This window comes from Paenibacillus sp. Root52, assembly GCF_001426865.1.
GTDB lineage: Bacteria > Bacillota > Bacilli > Paenibacillales > Paenibacillaceae > Paenibacillus.
Genome location: NZ_LMFO01000031.1, coordinates 249,983 through 273,628 on the forward strand (window position 1 = coordinate 249,983; position 23,646 = coordinate 273,628).

Consider the following 23,646-nt stretch of genomic DNA (forward strand, 5'->3'; position numbering starts at 1 on the left):
AAATAAATGCGACAAATTCAAAAAGAACAGTTGCATCAAATTTTAGCTATTTCTCCAATCCGCGTCAATGATGACGTCGGATGATAGCATTCGTTTTACGGCGGTAAAAGGGGGACGAATCTATTGCGCGGAACTTGTTTCCGGATGCTCTTTATACCATTCATTGGCTTCGCGAAGCACCTGTTCTCCACCAGCTTCCATGAATTCCTTCACAAAGGTATCGAAACTTTCCACAGGCTGATCACCAGTGATGATGGAGATATACGCTTTGTCTCTCATACTGACCAAGTCAGATGAATATTGAATTAGGGCAGGGGTAGCTACCTCCAGGTGGTTATAGATACCGCCCTCTGACAGTCCTACAGACGCAGCCCACTGTTCACGTTCGCCTATGGAGCCACCGGGAACTGTCATGCCGATACTGGAGCCGATTGTATTAATATAGTTCTCCATTCGGTTATACGGAGGGAGGAGATGGAACGTATTTGTGGATTTACCGTTCCAGTCCCAGTGCTTGCCTTGAACACCATACTCCATCCTGATCTGCTCATGCGGATCAGGATTGGCACTGACGTAGTCTAGGATTTCCAGAATTTTTTCTAGTTTGCCTGGCTCGTTGACCGCCTCAGCTCCAATTGCAATAAAGTTCATGAGCAGGTTGTTGCCCTTCGAGCCGCTAAGTCCACCAGGACCAACGACAGGAGCACCAAATACCACCTTGGCATCTGCGTTCTTTTGTTGAAGCTCATAGACATTAAACGAGGCTCCCATCGGGGTTTCTTCGCCTTTTTCATTCAGGATGTTGTAATCGCCCGCTTGAGTCCAATGATAGTAGTTTCCCATGGACGTCATGCCAATTTTGCCATTGATAAAAGCATGAGATAGATGCTTATAACCGCCTTTATTTTCGCCGGTGATAAACTCTGGGTCGATAATTCCGTCCCGGTACCATTTTTGCAAATAAGTTAGGGCTTGCTTCATCTCAGGCTCCAGGGCACCGATGACAAGTTGATCATTTTTCAGATTAAAATATAGCTGCTCGGTAAAAACGGTCTGCCCAAAAGCGCCGAATACCACATTCATACCTTCCTTGGACAAACCGTACGTGTCCTGTTTACCATTTCCGTCAGGATCACCTTTGGCAAAGGCATATAACACGGTTTCTAATTCTTCCAATGTTGTGGGGGTGTCTAATCCAAGTTTCTTCAGCCAGTCTGCTCGATAGACGATAGGGGTACGGTAAATATTAGTCTCATTGATGACGGGAATGCCATATAAGCTGTCATTTATTTTTCCGTACTCGAAGTAACGTGGATCATAATCGCGGATGCGTTGTACAAGATTGGGCGCATGTTGCTCAAGCACATCTTGAGGAATTTCCGCTAATACCCCTTGTGTCTGATATTTAAGCAGATCATGGGGTTGCCTGATTCGAAATAGATCTGGGATATTCCCTTGAGCAAGCTCCAAGTCGAGCAGATCCTCGTAACGTTTGTTCTCCAGGTTCCACACGTCCAGATTCACATGAAATAGCTTCTCAAGATATACAATCATTTCTGCATCTTCAGGAACCGGGGTATTCTGATGCATAGTCCAAGAGATGTTATATTCAGAGGCGGTATCCTTCTCAGCGCTGGCGAGATGATTTTGTTGCTGCACTTGTGCGCTTTCTCTTCCTGACACAGTACAGCCGCTCAAGAGTACGACAAGCATAAGTGTTGTTATAGATAGACAGAGAGCTCTTGAAAGGTTGAGGTTCATAGTAGCTCCTTCACATTTTTTTTGGATTCCTGCTGTGGATCAGTTCGTCAGGCTACGCATGAAGTTTTTCGGGGTGCAGCCGTGAATTTCTTTGAACTTCTTAATGAAATAAGCAGGGGTACGGTAACCGACGGTGCTCGCAACTTGCTCAATGGTGAATTCCCGCATTGCAATGAGTTCGCGTGCACGTTCCATCCTCTGATTGGTGACATATTCCGAATATACAATGCCCGTATCTTCTTTGAAGATTTTACTGAGATATTTGGGGCTGATGAACACTTGCTCAGAGACATGATCTAGCGTGAGATCGCCAGAGATATTGTCGCGAATATAAGCTTTGACCGCGGAGATGGTATCTGGGCTCCTGACCTCGCTTCGTTTCTCTACATGTGTAATAAACTCGGTGATTAGATCAACCATCCACTCCGAATAGGTGTTGATATTGTAGAGTGATGCAAATTGCTTGTACAAACTATTGGCGTTTGCATCAGCAGGCTGCCAGCGTACCTGATTAATGCAGTTAGAGTAAATTGATACCGCTTTCAATAAAAAAATCCGGCTATATTCGGCTGAATATTTACCTTCCTTTATTACCCTTACTAACTCATGAATGGCGTTAGCCGTACCATCCACATCACGGAGCTGTAATTTCTTTTCAAAGTTCACAAGGTATGAATCTGGAATTTCCAAGCTGCTAGTCTCCCTGTCCAGAAGTCCAAGCTCTTGAATCGCAGACTGCTCGGGGAAGAAATAGCTATATTGAATCAGTGCATTAGCCTGATGATAGCTCGTATAGATCTGAGTATAGTGATCCACCCAGCCACCCAATGATAGTGCAAATTCTAGGCCGAATCGGTCTCTTGCCTCGGAATGAATGAATTCAACAATATGATCCGAGAGAGGCTCCTCAGGTTGGTTGGTACAGATAATGACCACCATTTTGTGATCCTGCAGTTCCTCTGCGAGCAGCCTTGTTCCTTCTATCTCGGCTGTTTCTAACTGCTGGATCATCGAGTATAACGTATGCTGCGACTGTCGTGGCTGCATTTCCTTCCACTTTTCACTGACGGGATCAATGACGATACAGCGGAAGCGAGAGTAGGCCATCGAAACGTGAATAGACTGCAGCTGCTCCGTAAGCTCTTCCGGCGTAAATCGATTATGGATCATGTTGAGCATAATGCTATGCTTAATCATTTTGTGATTGGCCTGCAACGTTTCTTCCAGACTATCGACTTTGCTAGACAGGCTGTTAATAGCGGTATCAATGAAGCGATACTCATTCTGCCGTAGGCTGGCTGGGCTATCCACCCGTCCTTTAATATTATTCAGGATTCGCTTGACCGGACTGTAGTTGGCCACTGTAAATAGGGAGGACATCGCTATCCCAACGGCGACAGCGAGCAAGCCGAGCAGGAGCGAAACTTCCTTCAAGCTATCCAGTTTGTAATAGAAGTTTTTGTTCGGTGTAGTCGTGTATATCCTCCAGCCATTGCCTTTGAATTGATCCTGGGAAATGACATATGAATCATGGTCAAAGATATGCGTAAAGCTCTCATCCGAAGAAGAAGTGGACAGCAGGGAATGTAACAAATTCTCCTTGGTAGTGGTGCCTAACAAGGTTTTGTCGGCGGCCGAAATAACGGTTCCTTGCTGATCTACGATAAATGTACTCGCATAGTCGGCAGGAATCATATTTTCGATAATCTGACTAATCGTAGATTCTTTGATATCAATCGCAATCATGACCTTACTGCTCTGTCCCGACGATTGAAACGGATAACTGCGGACATAGGTAATTAAAGGCGTTTTATTGTTCTCTATGGATTGTTCAATATAAGCATCCTGAGGAACCATGCGCGTCTGCGTCCATAAGGAGCTTTCTTCTGTTTCCTTCATGGCCGTAGCCCAATCAGCAATCTGATCCACCCGTTCAGGCGCATCCTTATAGAGCATCAGCCCATGTGCGGACGAGATCATGAATTGATTCTTCGTATCGTATATATGAATGGATTCAATAAGATCGGAATAATTTTGCACCTGATTTTTGAGTAACTGTTCGATATCCAGTATCTTGCCATGGTTTCCTTTTAAGCTATCTATATCAATATTAACAGGACTACCCAGCGCTAAAGACAGATAGACCTGATTCACCTTCTGAATGACGGAACTCTCCATATAATTGACCGTGTTCTTGAGCAGCAATTGTTTGTTACTCCGAATCTCTTTACTGTATTGATGGGAGAAGAAGAGGTAGAGAATTGAGCCAAAAAGAAGCGCAATGACAAGGACGACAGCGATATAGGAAAAAACCATCCTAGATCTTACAGATTGAAACAGCTCGCGCATCCATGTTCCTCCTTCACAATTGGTTTCTACATAACTCAATCATTATATAATAGCCGCCGGACGAGAGATCATGTTGATCGAAATTTAACAAACTTACCTCTGAAAATTTACCTACAATTTAAAAAGATTTTACAAACAACTACAGTATAGATGACGTTTGTAGGATTCTCTCTATTTTTTTGAAAAAAAAGCTCCAAAACGTACGGATTTGATATAAAACGGAATTTGTTCTATAGATGCCAGGCGCCCCCAGATGCTAATGTTACGGCATATCAGACATCTAGATGGAACACTTCTCATCATTTGCTGGTGCGGTAGTCAAAATAATTACGATTATGGGAGCGTGTATTGCAGGCCATGAGAAAACCACTTAAAAAATCACTCGCATTACTTCTAATGTTGTCTTTGGTAAGTCCGACGTTTGCGGATCGGGGTTATGCAGCTGACCAGAAACTTCAGTTCTCTGACATTAAAGGACACTGGGCGGAAGCGAACATTCAAGCTTGGGGTAATGAGGGATTAATTCGAGGTTACTTGGATCATTCATTCAAACCGAATGCGTATATTACTAGAGCAGAATTTATGAATCTGGTGAATGGGGCTTTTGGATACACAGGACAAGCTACAATTAACTATAACGATGTTTCTGACCAAGCATGGTATTACGAAGCGGTATCTATAGCGAATGCCGCTGGATATATAGATGGTTATACGGATGGTACGATGAAGCCGCAAGATCCAATTACACGTCAAGAAGCGGCCAAAATTATTACAGGAATTCTGAATCTCGAACTAAATGAAGAGGCAGCTAATACGTTTAGTGATGCATCCTCTATCGCAGATTGGAGCAAAGGGGCTGTAGGTGGAGCGGCAGCAGCCAAAGTTATTGCTGGATATGCAGATGGAAGCTTCAAACCACTTCGTTCCATCACACGTGCAGAAGCTGTAAGTGCATTGGTGAATGCGCAGGACATCGATTCGAATACAGCGATCAAACCAGCTAAGCCTAAGGGGACAGCCAACGTATTGAATGTAGCTCCTCCTGCGGATGAAGCTCGTTTATCTGCAGTCGAGCATGGAGGCAATGCAGATGACGGTACACTCAAAAATGTTGTAGCAACGAATCCATTTATCGATATTTTGGACGGTTTCGAACAAGTATGGTCCATCAACCAACCGGAGTGGAGAGATGGAACAGCAGAGACGAAGCCTGGTGCTGGCGATAAAGTAGCGAAGTATGGTGATGGACCGACTCCATATTATGACGGCTTCAAAAATGATCCAACCGTACCCGTTGCAGATCAGAAAACTTTTGCGAATGTAGAGATTCGCAACGAAGCAACGTGGGTTGCCAATATCAAATACGTTGAAGATGTAACGCAAAATCGTACCGATGAAGAGGCGTTAGCGGCCTATTACGATGACCAGCGCGATAAAATCTACAGTATGATGGAAGGCTTTGGCCCGCTGGCTAACACATATGTGGACATCATTAAGCCGGTGACGAGTATTGAACGAAGCACGGATGAGATGAATGTTGATCTGAAAGAAGAAACGGTGGAAGATGAAAGCCAAGGCCTTGGAAGTGATTGGTCCAAAACAGAGCTTGCTGACATGGCAGCTCTAGTGGATCTGGTTCGTTTCAAAACACCTGCTTCATCCAATCCGGCAAAATACTTCTTCTCTTCCCCAAGACCGTGGAGAATGAATTCGAACGGAGAAGTGAAAGAGGTCGTTGATAGCAAGGGACTGCCTGTATGGGAAACACTGGGTGAGGGCGAAGCCAAAGAAGAGCCGCTGCCATCCGGAGGAACGAAAGCATCAGGAGAGAAGCATGTCCAGCAGTATGAGAGCAATGTGAAACTTATTCCTGCATTAAGTTATGTGAGAAGAATTGCTGAGGATGGACAAGGAAAAGACGGAGGATACCCAAGTGGACATACAAGCGCGTCATACTTGTCCGTACTTCCATTTGCTTACGCTACGCCTGAACGATTCTCCGAATTGTTGACGAGAGCAGCGCAGATGGGTGAGAACCGTGTCATCACGGGCATGCACTCCCCACTTGATGTAATTGGTGCTCGGATCCAAGCTACGGCGATGACAGCATATGCGTTTAATAAAAAAGAGAATCAAGAAGTGCTGGATAAGGCATATGAAAATGCAGGAGAAGTATTTGGTGCATTAGCTAAAGAAAAAAATATGAGTCTGTATGAATATGCGCACACGGTAACAGAGGACTACAACTTTAAGAGTGCATACGACGAGAAGAAATGGGAAGATCATGACGCGAACAAAGCTTTCTATAGAGAGAAGATGACGTATGGTCTGCCACAGACAGGGACAAAAGGTCTAGCGCCTGTTGTGCCGCTGGGAGCCGAAGCGCTGCTGGAGACTCGCCAACCGTATCTGACGGATGAGCAACGTCGAGAAGTGTTGTATACGACATCCATTGATTCCGGTTACCCTGTACTAGACGAGTCTAAGGGCTGGGGTAGATTGGATCTGGTAACAGCATCGGATGGTTATGGTGCATTCTTAAGCAATGTCATTGTAGATATGGATGCTTCCAAAGGACGTTTCAATGCAGAGGACTGGTGGAGAAATAATATCTCTGGCATTGGTATGTTAACTAAGAAGGGTACAGGAACACTTACATTGACAGGGAAAAACAGCTATACAGGTGGAACTCTGGTACAGGCCGGAACACTGAAAGCTGAATCCACAATGGCATTTGGTACAGGTGATCTGTATTTGGAAAATGGAGCGGTTGTTGTAGATGTGGATGGTTCACTCAACTTGAATCGTAACTTTACCGTGGATAATGGAACGCTCGACATTGTTGTGAAGAATAATCTTAATGCGATTCATGTCGGCAAGAAGCTGTATCTGGATGGAGGAACCCTCAATCTTGATCTGTCTAACTACAAAATTGAAGGCTCCAAAGACATTACTTTGATTACTGCCAATGGAATTAACGGTGAATTCGATCGTGTAACTGCTGACGGTTATGAGGTTACTGTCTCGTACGAAGATAATCGTGTCATTGCACATGTTGTTGCTAAATAACATCTAATTTAATCTGATCTAAGTAGCTCATTAGTTGTTACAAAGAGCATCTGCCATTTCCTTTATTGTTATTAGGATCACAACAATGAAGGATGTGCAGATGCTCTTTTCTGTATCCTCGTAAGTTTGCTCGGTTCAATTATTAAAGGCTTGTATTCGACTGGTGGTGAGTTAACTGAAACTGTCCTACCACCTGTTGCAAAAATAAAGTAATGACTTCGACATCACGTGAAGAATGCTGTACCTGTAACATATCGTGCAGAAGCTCCCGCATCTCCGTCTCAACCTCGGCAGAAGTAGAGCGATTTTGATGGCTGATCGCTGCGATGTTCTCCATGAGCATAACGACCTCATCAACCACTTGTGTTCGCTCAGCATCTTCCGCGGTGGCGCTTTGCAATAACTGTGAGGCTGCCTGCACGAGAGTAGTTCCTTCCGTAAGAACCTGATCTCCTTCTCGGATGGATTGGGATGCTGTGTTAGCTGCTGTAGAGATTTTACTCAGAATGTGATGAATATCTTCTGTTGAGGAACGGGACAACTCAGCGAGCTTGCGTATCTCCCCAGCGACAACAGCGAAGCCGCGTCCATGCTCTCCAACATGAGCTGCTTCAATAGAAGCGTTCAATGCCAGTAGATTGGTCTGAGCCGAGATCTCATTAATGACAGCCAGTGCACGGTAGATATCCTGCATCGTATCCATAAAAGACAAGATGGTGCGATTGGTATCGGACACGGCTCCAGAGATCTGAACCATTTTGTCACCGATACGCTCTACTTCTTGCTGGGCAACTTGAATTTGTGCTGTTGCACTAGCTTCAAGCTGGTGCAGCGTATGACGCATGTGATCTGCGGCAATCTTAGCTTGATCTAGATCCTCAAGCTGTGTACGTATACCTTGAATCATGAAGCTTAGCTTACGATTGACACGTTCTGTCGTGCCTTGTGTCGTTTCTGTTGATGTCCGCATCTGATATTGATTGTCCATCACATCCACGGTAGCCAGCTGAACTTTGAGCATGATCGCTTCAAGTGAATCGATCATATTATTGATCCATTTCGCCAGTTCACCGGTTTCATCCTGAGCAAAAGTGGACGTATCCAGGCGCTGGGTCAGATCTCCTTTGCCCTCGGCATTGATTCGAATAAACCCACTAATACGTCGCATGTCCTCATGCACACGGCTATACTGCTTACGCTGCAATTGGCTTGCTGCGAATAACCCGCATATGAGATTGAAAGCGGCGATAGCTCCTGCGCTCCATCCACTGCCGGAGAGAGCGTAAACGAGAACAGCCCCGAGGATTGCCGACAACGTAATCCACAGACTGTGCAGCTTGAACTGGCGCCAGCCAATGTTCCGAACCTGATACACTTCCTCCAAGTCCCCCTCACACATCATACCCCAGCGGTCTGGGCAGTGTGGAAGCTGAAACGTAATCCCCTTACCGATGACAGGGATATGACGATAATCGGAGTAGCCGGGAAAGGCAACGAACAAGTTAGAGCCATGTTGAATCGTATTTTCCACCCCGGGATGTAATTTTCCAGTGGAAGGATCGGTGAATAAAAGTTCAAGCTCGGTATGTTCCTTAACGGAGACAGTCCCCCATTCAGTTGTGACGCCGTCTTTGAGATTTTCTCCGTGAGTGAAGGTTCGATCCTCAAATCGACTACGGGATAGAGCTGTTCCGGGCTGCAGATGCGGCCGTATCGTTGATTCCGCCATGAAAATGTAGTTATCACCTGAATCCGGATAGATATGGCCTGACTCTCTTTGAATTAAATCGCCTAATACATCGTTCGGAATACGGCTACATAGCGCTCCAACATAGCGTCCCTCGTGTACGATGGGAGCAACAAACATCAGTGTGACATCATCATGAAAAGAAGACGAACGCGCGCCAATCTCCAGGGTGAGTGGATCAGAGTAAGGGCCATAGAGGCACTTTCTTCCCTTGATATCTGCTCTGGCATAGCGTATGCCTGGTTCAAACCATTCATCGGTGTGGCTGTAGACCTTTCCAATATGCTTCGGATACGTAGAGAATACAACCTCGTTTTGCTCATTCATCATAAAAAGCTCTGTACAATCTTTTGCTCTTGCATAACTTCCCTTGAACCATACGCTTAGTTTGCTTAGAGGCTGCGAACCTTGTAACAACTCTTGGGGTTGAAGTGACTGAACTTGCTGCAATAATCGATCCAGGTGATCCCATTGTTCATCCGCCCAGTCCATGAGAAGCTGACGTCGTGTTTCGGCAATTCCTTCAAATATCTGTTCTACGTCTTCCTTGATATGTACGTTTAACCGATACGACCGCCACAGCGGCCAACCCTTTTTCCACCCGAGCCAGTCAAACACGCCAAACACCCCCCGATTGTTGAATGTGAACGCTTCTCTCTCTCTTTCTCTCTATATAAGTCTTATACAAGAAAATCACCAAGAATACGAGGGTGTATGCTGGATTTTCCGAATATTCATTCAAAAAATGCAAATAATATACGTTTTTGAAATATGAAATAAGGACTGCTTCAGGCATGATGATCCTCTAACAGTTGATATTCATGATTGAGTTATATCCTTGTTAGGTAACCTCTCCTCCATATTTGCCTCACTTTACACTCTGTAACATGAACAAGCCTATTCTAAAAACAGTCTGTATAATGTAATCCTCGCTCAATGTTATATAGTATTACCTAACCAGTAAATCTGTAATGTTCGTGAACACGACTCGGTTCAATAACCTCCCATTCACCCTGAGTGCGATAAGAAGATCACTTCCGCGAAAAGGAGAATGCCTATGTCCTCCATAAACGTTCCTGCTCCAGATGTCTGCCACATTGAAGTGGATCATGTGTCCGTTGTTTTTGGAACTGGAACACAACAGGTAACGGCACTGTCAGATGTTTCGTTTCGCATCGGTTCCAATGAATTTGTCTCTTTGCTAGGGCCATCCGGCTGCGGCAAATCTACCTTATTGCGACTGGTTGCCGATCTGCTCCAGCCCACGTCCGGTTCTGTCCGTATTGCCGGGGCTGAGCCAGGAAAAGCAAGGTTACAGCGACAGTTCGGCATCGTATTTCAGACCCCCGCTCTGTTCGACTGGCGCACGGTGCGCCACAATGTAGAATTACCGCTGGAGCTACTCGGTACGAGTAAGAAGGAATGCAGGCGCATGAGTGCTGAACTGCTTGAGCTAGTCGGTCTCACCCGATTTGCTGACCATTATCCTTGGCAGCTTAGTGGGGGAATGCAGCAGCGGGTGTCGATTGCGAGAGCACTTGCGCTTGATCCACCATTGTTACTCATGGATGAACCATTCTCCGCCTTGGATGAATTCACCAAAGAAAAATTGCAATTAGAACTGCTCGATATTAAGCGTTCCACAGGCAAGACCTTCCTCTTTGTTACACACAGTATCCCTGAAGCTGTATTCCTATCAGACCGGATTATCGTTCTCTCTGCACATCCGGGTCAGGTACATTCCATACATCATGTTGAATTGCCCTCAGAACGTAATCGTGAACTGAGGGAAACGGAAGCCTTCTATCAAATGATAACGACGATTCGCAATTGTTTCTATGAGGAGCGTGATCCGTCTGATGCCTCTGCGCTCTTATAAACCTGGCTATCGTTCTTGGATCGCGATCTGGATTATTCTCTTACTCCTGTTATGGGAAGGCATCGCCTGGATACTCCATGCATCCATGTCCCCTCAACAGGCATCATCTCGCCTACCTTACCTACATGATGTAGTTATGGCGCTATTCCGACATGCAGGCACGCTGGCTGAACAAGGAAGTGTGACGTTTGGTAATGCGGCAATTGGTTTTGCAGGAGGTACGCTTCTGGGTCTAGCGCTAGCACTCCTGATGAGTATAGCCGTCTGGCTGGAGCGTACATTATCGCCCTATGTGATTTCTTCACAGATGGTTCCAGTCATTGGTCTTGCCCCGATTGTATACGGCATTATCCATAACGCTGAGTGGGCGCGGATCGTGATGGCCGCATACGTTACCTTTTTCCCGATTATCATTCACACGCTGAAAGGTTTGAAAAGCACTGCCCCGGAGCATCTGGAGCTCATGCGTTCCTGTGGAGCCTCGTTGTCAGCCCGGTATATCAAGTGTTTGTTGCCTTCTGCGCTGCCTGGTTTATTCTCTGGGATGAAAATCGCCGCTCCGCTCGCTGTAACTTCTTCTATTGTAGTGGAACTAATGGGTGCTCCCGATGGATTAGGCGTGCTTATGGTAAGTTCTCTGTACTATGGTAACGCCCAAGTTGGTATGTTCTGGGCAACGATCATGCTAAGTATGGGCATCGGCTTGATCTCGTATTTGGTTATCAGCCTTGCTGAACGTTTGTTAACACCATGGCAGCCTGAATTCAGAACCAAGAGAGGAGGGGCTGCATGAATGATCATGTATGGAAACATCGGAATAAGGAGGATCGAGTGACGGCGGTTGTATCTGGAGGAACATCCATGTCCAGCTCCGCCATGATCACACCCACTTCAGCTTCAGCTTCCCACTTACAGGAACAACAGGGACAAGCCGAAGAGAGGCGATGGACTCGTCGCTTGCGTGGAAGATCCATGGGTGTACGTCTGCTCCCAGCACTTGCAGGACTTATATTTCTTCTTCTCTGGCAACTTAGGCTATTCCACTACATGTTCTCCCTAGAAATTTATCAATTGCCTGTACCTTCTTCCATTGCGATCTCAATTAAAGACAATGCAGAAATGCTCTTCCGTTATGCGATGTATAGCGGCACTGAAATGTTAGGTGGTTTCTTGTTAGGTTCTTCGCTAGGCGCACTCGCCGCTATAGTTGCCTGTTTCTTTCCTACGAGTGGAAAGGCGGCAGTTGCCGTGATGTCTGCGCTGAACGCAATACCAATCGTTGCACTGGCACCGATTATGAACAACTGGTTTGGGGACGGAATCTGGTCACGCATTGCGGTGGTAGCAGTCATTACCATGGCCGCTATGGCTGTCAGTCTATTCAAAGGGCTAACGTCCATCCAGCCACAGTATCATGAATTGCTCGGGGGACTTGCAGCGAGCAAAGTGCAAGTTTTTATCAAGCTACGCTTACCTCATGCCCTGCCGGCACTGTTCGCTGGATTGAAGATTAATATGTCGACCAGCATTATTGGAGCCATCGTAGGGGAGTTTTTCATTGCTTCTCAAGGTCTGGGATACCTGCTCTCTGATCAGATTCGACTGGCGAATATGCCGCTTGCCTGGTCTTGCATTGTTATCGCCGCTGTCCTTGGGATTGTGCTCTATGAAGCCGTGGTGCTGGCAGAGAAACGCCTGATCCCTTGGAGCCGTGTTCGCACAGATCCCTGATTGGGCATCGAGTAGAGTCCTGATATTATATGCAATCGGCATAACCCAAAATCCATATCAATAGGGGGTTGTTCTTCACATGTACCGACCGTTAAAACCTGGTTTTCTAGTGTTGATGCTGCTGGTTGTTGCTATGTTAGGTGCCTGTTCGACGGATTCTAAGCCGGCTGCGACTCCTGCTGCTGCGGGTGCAGGGGAAGCAGAAGGTGAGGGTCAGTCTTTAACGAAAGTGAAGATCCAACTCAAATGGGTACCGCAGGCTCAGTTTGCAGGTATATATGCTGCCAAGGAGCAGGGTTACTTCGCCGATGAGGGCATCGATGCCGAGATTATTCCCGGAGGGCCGGATATCGTCATAGAACAACAGGTCGTCAATGGTGCTGCAGATGTTGGGGTAACCGGGGTAGACAGCTTGCTGGTCAGCCGGGATAACGGACTCCCGCTAGTATCCCTCGCGCAGATATCGCAAAAGAGCAGTTATCGATTAATTGCCAAGAAATCTGCGGGGATCACCGATCCTACTCAGATGAAGGGCAAGAAGGTTAGTACATGGTTTGGTAGTCAACAATTCCAGGTGCTCGCCTTCATGGAGAAGAATGGTCTTGATCCTAAGAAGGATATCGAGCTGGTTAAACAGGGATTCACGATGGATCAATTTTTCAATGACCAGGTGGATGTGGCTACAGCAACCATCTATAACGAATTTCATGTGGTACTGGAGAGCGGTGTGAAGGAATCGGATTTGGATGTATTCAACATTGAGGATGCGGGTGTTGGCATGTTGGAGGATACCCTTATTGCGAAGAAAGACTGGGTAGACGGCAATCGGGATCTGGCAGTCAAAGTTACGCGTGCCATTCTGAAAGGCTGGAACTATGCAATCGACAACCAAGATGAGACGGTAGATGCCGTAATGAAAAATGTAACCGAGGGTAGCACCACTCGTGAGCACCAAGTGACCATGCTGGAAGAGATTGCGAAGTTAATTCGCCCTGAGGGTTTTACCGAACAGCAGGTTGGCAGCTTCGTCGAGGAGTCCTTCACACGGACGGCAGATATCGCCTTAAATTATGGTTTGATCAAAAAAGCCGCAAATCTGGATGAAGCATTAGAGAGAAGTATCTATGAAGATGCAGTGAAATAAATGGAGGAGGATGACGCATGAACACTGTGGATCAGCAGCCTCAGCCACTTGGGGGTACGAAAGAAGAATGGCTGGAGAAGGATCGTCAATATGTGTGGCATCATATCTCCCCGCATAACGATCATCCGATGATTGCCGTCAGCGGTGAAGGAAGCTGGATTATGGATCAGGATGGCTCGCGTTATCTGGATGCGATGTCCGGATTGTGGTGTGTGAACGTTGGGCATGGGCGGGAGGAAATTGCCAGAAGTGCCTATGAGCAGATGAAAGCACTCGCCTATGTACCGATGACCCAGAGTCATGAGCCGGCAATCCTGCTCGCAGAGAAGTTGAATGACTGGCTGGAGGGGGAGTATCGGATCTTTTTCTCCAACTCGGGTTCGGATGCCAATGAGGTAGCTTTCAAAATAGCCCGTCAGTATCATCACCAGAATGGTGAGCCTACTCGGCACAAGTTCATCTCTCGTCACCGTGCATATCACGGGAACTCCATGGGCGCACTGGGCGCTACGGGGCAAGCGGCTCGCAAGATCAAATACGAACCCCTCGGCGTTGGTTTCACTCACGTACCTCCGCCGTATTGTTATCGTTGTCCATTTGGTAAGAGTAAGGACGAATGCGGGCTGGAGTGCGCGACGATCTATGAAGAGGTCATACGCTGGGAAGGGCCAGAGACCGTAGCCGCAGTTATTATGGAGCCAGTTATTACAGGGGGTGGCATGATTGTGCCTCCTCCGGATTATATGCGCACGGTACAGGAGATCTGTGAGCGCTATGGTGTACTGTTGATCGTCGATGAGGTCATTTGTGGTTTTGGTCGCTCAGGGCAAAAGTTCGGGCATCACAATTACGGTGTTAAGCCTGATATTGTGACGATGGCGAAAGGCATGACCAGTGCGTACTCTCCATTATCGGCTACCGCCGTGAGAGCGGACATGTACGATTTGTTCAAGGAACCTGGCGCGGATACACACCTTCGTCATGTGAACACCTTCGGGGGCAATCCGGTCTCTTGCCGGGTAGCGCTGGCGAATCTAGAGATTATTGAACGTGAGAATCTAGTTAGTCAAGCTGAGTGGCTGGGGCAATTGCTCCGTGAGAAGCTCGAACCGCTCTTGTCGCTTTCGGTGGTCGGTGACATTCGCTCCTTCGGATTCGCCTGTGGCATCGAATTGATTGAGGCGGATGGCTCTCCGGCCAGAGCCGATCAGGTGGCGAAGGTACTTGCTAGCTGTAAAAAGGATGGAATTCTCATCGGTAAAAATGGGGATACCGTACCAGGGTTTGCAAATATTCTGACGATCTCACCGCCATTCGTCACAACGGAAGCGGAGCTGGATCTCATTGCAGGCAGCCTACTGACTGCACTAAGTAATTTGGGTGCAAATTCATTAGACATGAACGGTGAAGCCATAACTGTACAAGGAGGAGTTCGAAGTGCAGACGACTGCCGGGATCACCATTAATCAGGTTCGGCTGAATGAGCGAATTGAACAACTGTCTCGCATTGGACGCATCGTAGATACCGGTGTCTGTCGATTAGCCCTGACACCGGAAGATATGGAAGGCATCATTCAGGTTCGTCTCTGGATGGAAGAGGCAGGGCTTACCACTCGGCTTGATGCGTTTGGCAATTTGATTGCTCGCTTGGAAGGTACAGACCCATCGCTACCGCTACTTATGCTGGGTTCACACATCGATTCTCAGCCGTATGGTGGCCGCTATGATGGAGCGATTGGAGTGCTCGGTGCGCTCGAAGCTGTTCAATGTCTGATGGAGCAAGGGATCCAGCCTCTGATGTCCATTGAGGTCGTAGCCTTTTGTGATGAAGAGGGTTCGCGGTTCAATAAAGGCCTGTTTGGCTCCCGTGGGATAACCGGGCAGTTGGAAGAAGGCGAACTGGAGCGACAGGATAAGCATGGGGTGACGCGGCGAGAAGCGATTGAATCCTTCGGTTGCTCCCCAGCACAATTTGCCGAATCGGTATATCCGCCTGGAGCGATTGGCACATATCTGGAGTTGCATATTGAACAGGGGCCTGTACTGGAATCGATAGATGCGCCAGTGGGTGTAGTGACCGGAATTTCAGGGCCATTGTGGCTCACGGTGACCATGAAGGGAATGGCAGGTCATGCTGGTTCGGTTCCGATGGGAATGCGGCATGATGCACTTGTTGGCAGCGCCAAAGTCATTGCTGCGTTTGATGAGATGGTACGCGAGGATCCTAGTGCTCCTACAGTAGGAAGCCTGAGGGTGTTCCCCGATTCGCGCAACATTATTCCGGAGGAAGTTAGCTTTACCATAGATTTGCGGGATATGGAGATGGCGCGCAGAGATCAGCTGGAAGCCCGGTTAATGCAACTGCTGGAGGATGTAAGCAAGCAACATGGGCTGAGCTATTCGCTCACTGTCGATACCAACAGTGAACCGCGTTATTGCGCGGATCGAATTAAATCTGCGATTCACTCGTCGGCAGAAGCGATGGGACTGACGTTACCCGAGCTCATGAGTGGGCCTTTCCATGATGCGCTGGCATTATCACATGTGTGTGATTACGGCATGATCTTTGTCCGCAGTAAGGATGGCATTAGTCACCATCCGAGTGAATACTCTTCGCCAGAAGATATTACACTGGGCACCGAGGTCTTATACCGTACCGTTCGGCAGATGTGTAATGGTCACACAGTTATCGACACATTTTCATAAGGGGGCGTTCCAATATTATGAGCAAAATCAAGATTGGTTTGATCCAAGCTTCACACGCCATTGAAGGCACCGCTTCCGTTGAGGTACATAAGGAAGCGGCGATACAGAAGCATATCGCCATGGTGCGGGAAGCTGCCGCCAAGGGAGCGCAGATTATTGGCTTACAGGAAGTATTCTACGGTCCGTACTTCTGCACGGAACAGAGTCCGAAGTGGTATGCCTCTGCGGAGCAGGTACCAGAGGGGCCAACTACACAACGTTTCCAAGCATTGGCGAAGGAGCTTGGGGTAGTCATTATTTTGCCGGTGTATGAGGTGGAAGGCATTGCTTCGTATTACAACACGGCAGCCGTAATCGATGCGGATGGATCGTATCTGGGGAAATATCGCAAGCATCACATCCCGCATGTGGAAGCAGGTGAGGGTACGAATGGATTCTGGGAGAAGTATTATTTCAAACCTGGAAATCTTGGATACCCGGTGTTTGATACGGCTTACGCTAGAGTGGGCGTGTACATCTGTTATGACCGTCATTTCCCGGAGGGAGCACGTCTGCTTGGTTTAGCGGGTGCTGAGATTGTATTCAATCCTTCGGCAACGGTGGCAGGCACGTCGGAATACCTGTGGAAGCTGGAGCAACCCGCACATGCGGTAGCCAATGGGTATTATGTTGCTGCGATCAATCGTGTAGGGGTGGAATCACCTTGGAATATGGGAGAGTTCTACGGTCAGTCCTATCTCGTTGATCCGCGTGGCAAGATGGTTGCCATCGGTAGCAGGGATCAGGATGAAGTAATTATTGGGGAGATGGATACCGAGGTGATCCGGGAAGTGCGCAATGTATGGCAATTTTACCGGGATCGTCGGCCTGAAACGTATGAGCACCTCGTGCACTTGTAGAGGTTGTTCAAAAAGTCCGCTTTTGATTACAAAGGATGCCCTGAGGCACGAACAGGATACACAGCTCAATGAATAATTTTTGGAGGTGCATACGCATGATGAACAGCCCTGGAACCCCCATGTCTGATTATGGATGGGAGAGTCGTTTCACGGAGATGAAACCTGCGATGTCAGGTGCAGAGGCGATGGAGGAATCCAACCGCTGTCTATATTGTTATGATGCACCTTGCATTAAGGCGTGTCCAACAGATATTAATATTCCTTCGTTTATACGGAAAATCTCCACAGGTCACCTCAAGGGCTCGGCTCGAACCATTATGGATGCGAATCCGGTGGGGGCCAGTTGCGCGAGGGTCTGTCCAACAGAAGAGTTATGTGAAGGTGCCTGTGTTCTGAACGATTCGTCAAAGCCTATTCGCATCGGTGACCTGCAACGTTATGCAACGGATTGGGCACGCACGAAGAATGAACCTTTGTTCCATCCGGCACCTTCGAATGGACGTACTGTTGCAATTGTGGGAGCCGGCCCGGCAGGGTTGTCCGCAGCCAGAGAGCTGGGGCGTGCAGGGTATGAGGTGACGATCTATGAAGCGAAGGCGAAAGGTGGCGGACTGAACACGTATGGCATTGTATCGTTCCGTTTACCTGAATCCGTCGCGTTGTGGGAAGTACAGCAAGTGGAAGCATTGGGCGTACAGATCTGCTATGGAGTTCGTATTGGGGTAGACCTCTCGGCAGATGAGCTTATGGAGCAATATGACGCAGTGATTCTCGCTTGTGGCATGGGAGCAGTGCCGATGCTTGGCATTGAAGGCGAGACACTAGAAGGAGTCTATGATGCCATTGAGCTGGTCGAATCGACGAAGCAGGGTGTGCCGCCGGCGCTCCATGGATTGAATGTTGCTGTGATTGGTGCAGGCAATACAGCCGTGGATGCGGCAACGTGCTCTGTACGTTTGGGTGCTGAGCGAGTACAGATGCTCTATCGACGCGGAGAGGGTCAGATGACGGCGTATGCGTTTGAATATACATTTGCGAAACAGGAGGGAGTCGAGTTCCGTTGGTTTACGATGCCGAGGCGTATTATCGGAGATGAGAACGGCCGAGTTCGCGCGATTGAATGCGTGAAAATGCGACTGGAGACACCGCCCGGCGGGGGACGCGCATGGCCTGTACCGGTGGAAGGGTCAGAGTTCACGATTGAATGTGATACTGTCGTGCGCGCAATTGGGCAGAATCGGTTGTTGCCGCTTATTGAAGCGTTTGGCTTGAAGCACCAGGGAGGTGTAGTGGAGGTGGAGCCGCACACTTATCGCACATCCCGCCCTCAGGTCTACGCTGCTGGAGATGTTATCTTTGGTCAGGGACAGGGTGAAGCGATGGTCGTATCAGCAGCGCAGCAAGGAAAGATGGTAGCAGCGGCGGTCATGAAGGCATGGCCTGGAAAGGTAGAAGAGACGGCATGAGTTCGGAATCACGCTACGCTCGGTTTAATGACACCAGCATCAATCAATCGCAAACCAAGAACTAATCCAAAGATATCAATCCACATCTAGGAGGGATCGTTATGGCTGACTTATCTATTAATCTGGCAGGTATTCGATCGCCGAATCCATTCTGGCTGGCATCAGCACCACCAACGAACACGGGATATCAGGTTCAGCGAGCCTTTGAGGCAGGTTGGGGTGGCGCAGTGTGGAAGACACTGGGCGAGCCAATTATCAATACATCGTCACGCTTTGCAGCAATTCATTTCGGTGGGCAGCGTGTTGCCGGTTTTAACAATATTGAGTTGATATCGGATCGTCCATTAGAAGTGAATCTGCGAGAAATTGCGGAGACCAAGAAGCGTTTCCCGGATCGAGCGGTGATTGCCTCACTAATGGTTGAGCCGAAGCGGGAGAAGTGGCATGAGATTGTGAAGAAAGTAGAGGCAGTTGGTGTCGATGGGCTGGAACTGAACTTTGGCTGTCCTCATGGCATGGCTGAACGTGGTATGGGAGCCGCCTCGGGACAACAGCCTGATCTGGTAGAGCTCCAGACCATGTGGGTGAAGGAAGTAGCAACGACCCCGGTCATCGTGAAGCTTACGCCCAATATTACGGATATTACGGTAACAGCCAAAGCCGCCGTGCGTGGTGGTGCAGATGCGATCTCCATGATTAACACCATCAACTCTCTTGCGGGTGTAGACCTGGATTCGTGGAATACCGTTCCGCATGTAGGTGGTCAAGGAGCGCATGGGGGGTACTGTGGCCCAGCCGTGAAGCCGATCGCTCTGAATATGGTTGCAGAGTGCGCGCGTAATCCTGAAGTAGGCGTGCCGATATCCGGTATTGGAGGCATATCCAATTGGCGGGATACAGCTGAGTTTCTATTAATGGGAGCCACCGGCGTTCAGATATGTACGGCTGCAATGCATCATGGTTTTCGGATCGTGGAGGAAATGATCGATGGGCTGAATGATTACTTGGATGAGAAGGGTTTGCAAAGTGTAACAGAGTTAATCGGTCAGACGGTTCCTAAATATTCGGATTGGGGCAACCTTGATCTGAATTACAAAGTGGTCGCTCGTATTGACCGCGATGTCTGTATTAATTGCAACAAATGCCATATCGCCTGTGAAGACACTTCACATCAATGTATCGATATGCTGACAGACCCTTCGGGTTCATATCTTGAGGTGGTTGAGGAGGATTGTGTAGGCTGTAACCTTTGTTCCATTGTGTGTCCGGTGGATGGCGCAATCCAGATGGTGGAGATCGAGCATGAACAAGCACCGTTAACCTGGAACGAACGCCAATCGGCAATAGCGACGCTACAGTGGACGCGAGATCAATCAACGAAAGAGGCGATATCATGAGTGTCCGCAAATTGATTCGTAATGGTGTGTTGGTTACAGCGTCAGATACATTTGAGGCAGATATTCTAATTGAGCATGGCAAAATCACACAGATCGGCATAGGGCTATTGCCGGACGAACGGACAGAGGTTGTGGATGCATCAGGTTGTTACGTTATTCCTGGCGGCATCGATCCACATACCCATCTGGATATGCCGTTTGGCGGAACGGTTACTGCCGATGATTTTGCGACAGGTACGGCTGCTGCTGCATTTGGCGGCACGACTACGATTATTGATTTTTGTTTAACGCAAAAAGGGCGACCTCTGCTGGAATCCCTCCAGCAATGGCATGACAAAGCAGACGGTAAGGCAGCTATTGATTATGGCTTCCATCTGATGATCGGCGAGATGAATGATCAGGTGCTGGAAGAGTTGCCTCAGATGATTGAAGAAGAAGGTGTGTCTTCCTTTAAAGTATTCATGGCATACAAAAACCAATTCCAAGCCGATGATGCCATCCTGTATCAGACGCTGCAAAAAGCAAAGGAGTACGGCGCTCTCGTCATGGTGCATGCCGAGAATGGTGATGTGATTGACCTGCTGGTGCGTGAAGCGCTCGCGGCTGGTCGCACGGAGCCGATACACCACGCACTTACCCGCCCGTCGATCTTGGAGGGAGAGGCAACAGGTCGGGCGGCCCGACTGGCAGCGCTCGCTGATTCTCAGCTCTATGTTGTGCATGTTACATGTGCCGAAGCGGTTGAGCAGATTGCTCGTATGCGGGAGTTAGGGTATCGAATCTGGGGCGAGACGTGTCCGCAGTATTTAACGTTGGATCAATCGATCATGGATCAGCCGAATTTTGAGGGTGCTAAGTATGTCTGGTCACCGCCTTTGCGGGAAGCTTCTCATCAGGATGCATTATGGAATGCACTGAAGAATGGTCAGCTCCAGACGATTGGCTCAGATCACTGCTCGTTTAACTTTAAGGGACAGAAGGATCTGGGAAAGGATGATTTTAGCAAAATTCCGAATGGCGGGCCTGTGATTGAGGATCGACTCAGCATCCTGTATTCAGAAGGCGTCGCCAAAGGACGCATATCCCTGAATCAGTGGGTGGATCTATGTTCTACTCGGGCGAGCAAGCTATTCGGGTTATTTCCGCAGAAAGGTACGCTGGCTGTAGGAACGGATGCAGATATCGTTATTTTTGACCCAGCGATGGAGAGAGAACTTTCTGCTCCTACGCATCATATGAACGTGGATTACAGTGCTTTTGAAGGAATGCAGGTTCAGGGATGTCCCGTTACGGTGCTGTGTCGGGGAGAATATGTGATTCGTGATCAGCAGTTTGCTGGCAAGCCGGGTGCAGGTCAATATGTGAAGCGTGCCAAATACGATGCTGGCGTACCCGTTCCAGCGAAGAAAGTAGCGACAACAACGAGGGGTTGAGAGGCATGTCCGAGACAGAGGCATTTGAAGCAGAAAAAATAGCGATTGAACGTATGGTCGCTCTGGGTTACCGCATCTATACGGTGCAAGAGCATCTGGAGGGAGCGGATGTCGTCTGGGAGCATCCGGATCAGCCGGGAGAGTGGAAGCAGCAACACGTAGGCACTGCCTCCGGCCGAAAGTGGTTTGGATACTTTCTCGTGCAGCAACTGCGAGAGCAGCAGGGTGCATAGTGAAGTTATGCGATCGGGCCGTGGACATATTCATAACCATAGATGGCAAGCTCGATCGCAACTCTTTTCTCAGGAAGAACATAGTCTTCTCCTAGAAGGGACTCGATTTTGTGTAATCGGTGATATAGGGTCTGCCTTACGATGAACAGACGGGTAGCGGTCTCTTGTTTGGAACAACACAGCACGAAATATTGCTTGAGCGTATGCAGGAGCTGCCCACCTTTATCTGCATCATATCGAATGATTGGCCCCAAATATTCCTCAATAAAATCCTCCAAACTGCCACTCTGCTTCATACCCGCAATAATACGGTAACAGTGAAGGTTGCTGTAGAAGGGCTGCTGCATCGCTCCGATATCCTTTTGAATCGACAGGGTTTCCTTGGCTGAATCTAAGCTGTCTTTGATACGAGCGAGGTTAGCGCAGCTCTGACCAATGCCTAACAGACCTGAGAATAGACGATGCGTTTGATCTGCTTCATGATGCTGGAGTTGTTGAATGCAGCTCCATAGATGGCTTTTGCGTTGAATTCCAGGCTGAGGGTCGATGATGATGAGAATGATCTGATGGTTAAGCACGGTACTATAGAGGGTGAAGCCTTCTCTTGAGAAGATCGAGCGGGAGACGATGTTACGCTGAATGAGGAGCTTCTGAAGCTTGAGGCTATCTGAATAACCCGGGATACGGTCGAACAAAATGACGGTGCCTGTGCCTGTTGCAAGAAGGGGACTAGCGGTGGATAGATATTCGTGTATTTCTTTGGCAGAATGATGGCCGTTGAGCCAATCGATGACCCACATATCTTCCTTGTATCGGCGCTTCTCCTCCATGTATTTGGTGCGCATCCAGTCCTGGGCAATGGCTGCGGCACAACGCTCGATGGCTTGAAGGACGAATTCCTTGGAAGGTTGATGCGGGTGCTCCAGATCCAGATCATGATTAGATGATTTTGCTGTGGTGAGTACGAGGTCGGCAAAGGTATACTCTAGTGCTTGCACAGACAGGGAGAGCGTACCCGGTGAGGAGCAGAACTCGGTTAACATCGCGGGTTCCGTATGAATTTCCGTTCTCAGTGACTCAGACTTCCGATGCATGAACCAGGACTGGCGGCGCGCTTCCAGCTGTTCTGGTGCACTATAGGGCACGGCACTTGCCTCACCCTCAAGTGGATAGAGAGCTACATCATAACCCGTCGTACGTGACAACAATCGAAGTAGTGGCTGTACACCATCGCCATTGAGCAGAAGTTGGTTGAATGAGGTGGTTAGGGTATCGAGTTCAGCGATCAACCGTTGGTGACTGCGGAGCAAAGTGAAGTGCAGATCTTGCGTAATATCGATATAACGAACTTGTTCATGGAACCAGATGAGTGGAAAATCCTCGGCAGAAGCGATTTCTTTCATTGCCCCAAGCTGGGATTTGGTATGTGCTCCAAGTTCAATACATAACCCCGCAGCCCCATGTGCAATTAACTGACGTAGAAAAGAAAGGCCTTGCTGCGCATTATCCTGCCATCCAATGCCTGTGGTTAACACCAGTTCACCGCCGTTGAGCAGGTTCCCTACTTCAGGCACCTCCATGATATGTACCCATCTTACGTACCTCGTCAGCGCACGTTCACTGGCGAGTACCTCTGCTTTGCGAAATACCGGACGTTTCAACATATCCCTCATCTGAATATGGAGCGTTGTTTCCCCCATACCCTCACCGTCCTTCCCACGGTATGTCCTAGCAATACCCAGATCCGTAAACCTTAGTATAAAACCATTCAGCACAGATGAGATGATCTCTTACACGCATTTGTGTGATTTCCCAAAATGGGTAGTTTGTTT

The 23,646-nt window shown here is 48.3% G+C and carries 16 protein-coding genes; 12 read left to right on the forward strand and 4 right to left on the reverse strand.

Going from position 1 to position 23,646, the window contains the following annotated elements:
- Window positions 1-120: 120 nt before the first annotated feature.
- Together ASD24_RS26000 and ASD24_RS26005 are read right to left on the reverse strand one after the other, a co-directional pair.
- Window positions 121-1,659, reverse strand: a complete 1,539-nt coding sequence (locus tag ASD24_RS26000; RefSeq protein WP_327205260.1) for an extracellular solute-binding protein — start codon at window positions 1,657-1,659, stop codon at window positions 121-123.
- A 141-nt stretch (window positions 1,660-1,800) separates the two neighbouring features.
- The gene (locus ASD24_RS26005; RefSeq protein WP_056702109.1) at window positions 1,801-4,110 is read right to left on the reverse strand and encodes an AraC family transcriptional regulator; all 2,310 of its coding nucleotides are present in this window, start codon (window positions 4,108-4,110) and stop codon (window positions 1,801-1,803) included.
- A gap of 357 nt (window positions 4,111-4,467) precedes the next feature.
- Here ASD24_RS26005 and ASD24_RS31465 point away from each other — a divergent pair, with 357 nt between their 5' ends.
- Window positions 4,468-7,179 (forward strand): S-layer homology domain-containing protein, encoded by a 2,712-nt coding sequence (locus tag ASD24_RS31465; protein ID WP_056702238.1) that lies wholly within the window; start codon window positions 4,468-4,470, stop codon window positions 7,177-7,179.
- A 142-nt stretch (window positions 7,180-7,321) separates the two neighbouring features.
- Here ASD24_RS31465 and ASD24_RS26015 read toward each other — a convergent pair whose 3' ends face one another.
- Complete coding sequence (locus ASD24_RS26015; RefSeq protein WP_056702110.1) at window positions 7,322-9,544, reverse strand: methyl-accepting chemotaxis protein; 2,223 nt, start codon at window positions 9,542-9,544, stop codon at window positions 7,322-7,324.
- Between the two features lie 439 nt (window positions 9,545-9,983).
- Between ASD24_RS26015 and ASD24_RS26020 the strand changes: the two genes are divergently transcribed.
- The 11 genes from ASD24_RS26020 (at window position 9,984) to ASD24_RS26070 (ending at window position 21,814) form a co-directional block, all read left to right on the forward strand.
- Complete coding sequence (locus tag ASD24_RS26020) at window positions 9,984-10,805, forward strand: ABC transporter ATP-binding protein (protein WP_056702112.1); 822 nt, start codon at window positions 9,984-9,986, stop codon at window positions 10,803-10,805.
- Complete coding sequence (locus ASD24_RS26025; RefSeq protein ID WP_235540855.1) at window positions 10,765-11,598, forward strand: ABC transporter permease; 834 nt, start codon at window positions 10,765-10,767, stop codon at window positions 11,596-11,598. Before ASD24_RS26020 ends, ASD24_RS26025 begins: the two co-directional genes overlap by 41 nt.
- Window positions 11,595-12,536, forward strand: a complete 942-nt coding sequence (locus tag ASD24_RS26030; RefSeq protein WP_235540858.1) for an ABC transporter permease — start codon at window positions 11,595-11,597, stop codon at window positions 12,534-12,536. Before ASD24_RS26025 ends, ASD24_RS26030 begins: the two co-directional genes overlap by 4 nt.
- A gap of 79 nt (window positions 12,537-12,615) precedes the next feature.
- Window positions 12,616-13,680 (forward strand): ABC transporter substrate-binding protein, encoded by a 1,065-nt coding sequence (locus tag ASD24_RS26035; RefSeq protein ID WP_056702117.1) that lies wholly within the window; start codon window positions 12,616-12,618, stop codon window positions 13,678-13,680.
- A 17-nt stretch (window positions 13,681-13,697) separates the two neighbouring features.
- On the forward strand, window positions 13,698-15,146 hold the full coding sequence (locus ASD24_RS26040; RefSeq protein WP_082560565.1) for an aspartate aminotransferase family protein: 1,449 nt from the start codon (window positions 13,698-13,700) through the stop codon (window positions 15,144-15,146).
- Entirely contained in the window at window positions 15,118-16,386 is a 1,269-nt protein-coding gene (locus ASD24_RS26045; protein ID WP_056702119.1) for a M20 family metallo-hydrolase, read from the forward strand. The genes ASD24_RS26040 and ASD24_RS26045 overlap by 29 nt, the downstream gene beginning before the upstream one ends.
- A gap of 17 nt (window positions 16,387-16,403) precedes the next feature.
- The gene (locus ASD24_RS26050; protein ID WP_056702121.1) at window positions 16,404-17,285 is read left to right on the forward strand and encodes a nitrilase-related carbon-nitrogen hydrolase; all 882 of its coding nucleotides are present in this window, start codon (window positions 16,404-16,406) and stop codon (window positions 17,283-17,285) included.
- A gap of 98 nt (window positions 17,286-17,383) precedes the next feature.
- Window positions 17,384-18,751 carry an NAD(P)-dependent oxidoreductase gene (locus ASD24_RS26055; protein WP_082560578.1) on the forward strand — a complete coding sequence of 456 codons (1,368 nt, stop codon included), beginning with the start codon at window positions 17,384-17,386 and terminating at the stop codon, window positions 18,749-18,751.
- A 101-nt stretch (window positions 18,752-18,852) separates the two neighbouring features.
- The gene (preA, locus tag ASD24_RS26060) at window positions 18,853-20,148 is read left to right on the forward strand and encodes an NAD-dependent dihydropyrimidine dehydrogenase subunit PreA (RefSeq protein WP_056702122.1); all 1,296 of its coding nucleotides are present in this window, start codon (window positions 18,853-18,855) and stop codon (window positions 20,146-20,148) included.
- The gene (gene hydA / locus ASD24_RS26065) at window positions 20,145-21,581 is read left to right on the forward strand and encodes a dihydropyrimidinase (protein ID WP_056702124.1); all 1,437 of its coding nucleotides are present in this window, start codon (window positions 20,145-20,147) and stop codon (window positions 21,579-21,581) included. The genes preA and hydA overlap by 4 nt, the downstream gene beginning before the upstream one ends.
- Before the next feature lie 5 nt (window positions 21,582-21,586).
- Window positions 21,587-21,814: a hypothetical protein gene (locus tag ASD24_RS26070; protein WP_056702126.1), complete on the forward strand. Its 228-nt coding sequence runs from the start codon at window positions 21,587-21,589 to the stop codon at window positions 21,812-21,814.
- 5 nt (window positions 21,815-21,819) lie between these two features.
- On the opposite strand, the gene ASD24_RS26075 is transcribed toward ASD24_RS26070, so the two are convergent.
- Entirely contained in the window at window positions 21,820-23,514 is a 1,695-nt protein-coding gene (locus ASD24_RS26075) for a PucR family transcriptional regulator (RefSeq protein WP_056702128.1), read from the reverse strand.
- Window positions 23,515-23,646: the final 132 nt, after the last annotated feature.

Bases quoted from the DNA above. Each gene is read 5' to 3' on its own strand.
- ASD24_RS26005 (WP_056702109.1), bottom strand. From the start codon at position 4,110: ATGCGCGAGCTGTTTCAATCTGTAAGATCTAGGATGGTTTTTTCCTAT.
- ASD24_RS31465 (WP_056702238.1), top strand. From the start codon at position 4,468: ATGAGAAAACCACTTAAAAAATCACTCGCATTACTTCTAATGTTGTCT.
- ASD24_RS26020 (WP_056702112.1), top strand. From the start codon at position 9,984: ATGTCCTCCATAAACGTTCCTGCTCCAGATGTCTGCCACATTGAAGTG.
- ASD24_RS26025 (WP_235540855.1), top strand. From the start codon at position 10,765: ATGAGGAGCGTGATCCGTCTGATGCCTCTGCGCTCTTATAAACCTGGC.
- ASD24_RS26030 (WP_235540858.1), top strand. From the start codon at position 11,595: ATGAATGATCATGTATGGAAACATCGGAATAAGGAGGATCGAGTGACG.
- ASD24_RS26035 (WP_056702117.1), top strand. From the start codon at position 12,616: ATGTACCGACCGTTAAAACCTGGTTTTCTAGTGTTGATGCTGCTGGTT.
- ASD24_RS26040 (WP_082560565.1), top strand. From the start codon at position 13,698: ATGAACACTGTGGATCAGCAGCCTCAGCCACTTGGGGGTACGAAAGAA.
- ASD24_RS26050 (WP_056702121.1), top strand. From the start codon at position 16,404: ATGAGCAAAATCAAGATTGGTTTGATCCAAGCTTCACACGCCATTGAA.
- ASD24_RS26055 (WP_082560578.1), top strand. From the start codon at position 17,384: ATGAACAGCCCTGGAACCCCCATGTCTGATTATGGATGGGAGAGTCGT.
- preA (WP_056702122.1), top strand. From the start codon at position 18,853: ATGGCTGACTTATCTATTAATCTGGCAGGTATTCGATCGCCGAATCCA.
- hydA (WP_056702124.1), top strand. From the start codon at position 20,145: ATGAGTGTCCGCAAATTGATTCGTAATGGTGTGTTGGTTACAGCGTCA.
- ASD24_RS26070 (WP_056702126.1), top strand. From the start codon at position 21,587: ATGTCCGAGACAGAGGCATTTGAAGCAGAAAAAATAGCGATTGAACGT.
- ASD24_RS26075 (WP_056702128.1), bottom strand. From the start codon at position 23,514: ATGGGGGAAACAACGCTCCATATTCAGATGAGGGATATGTTGAAACGT.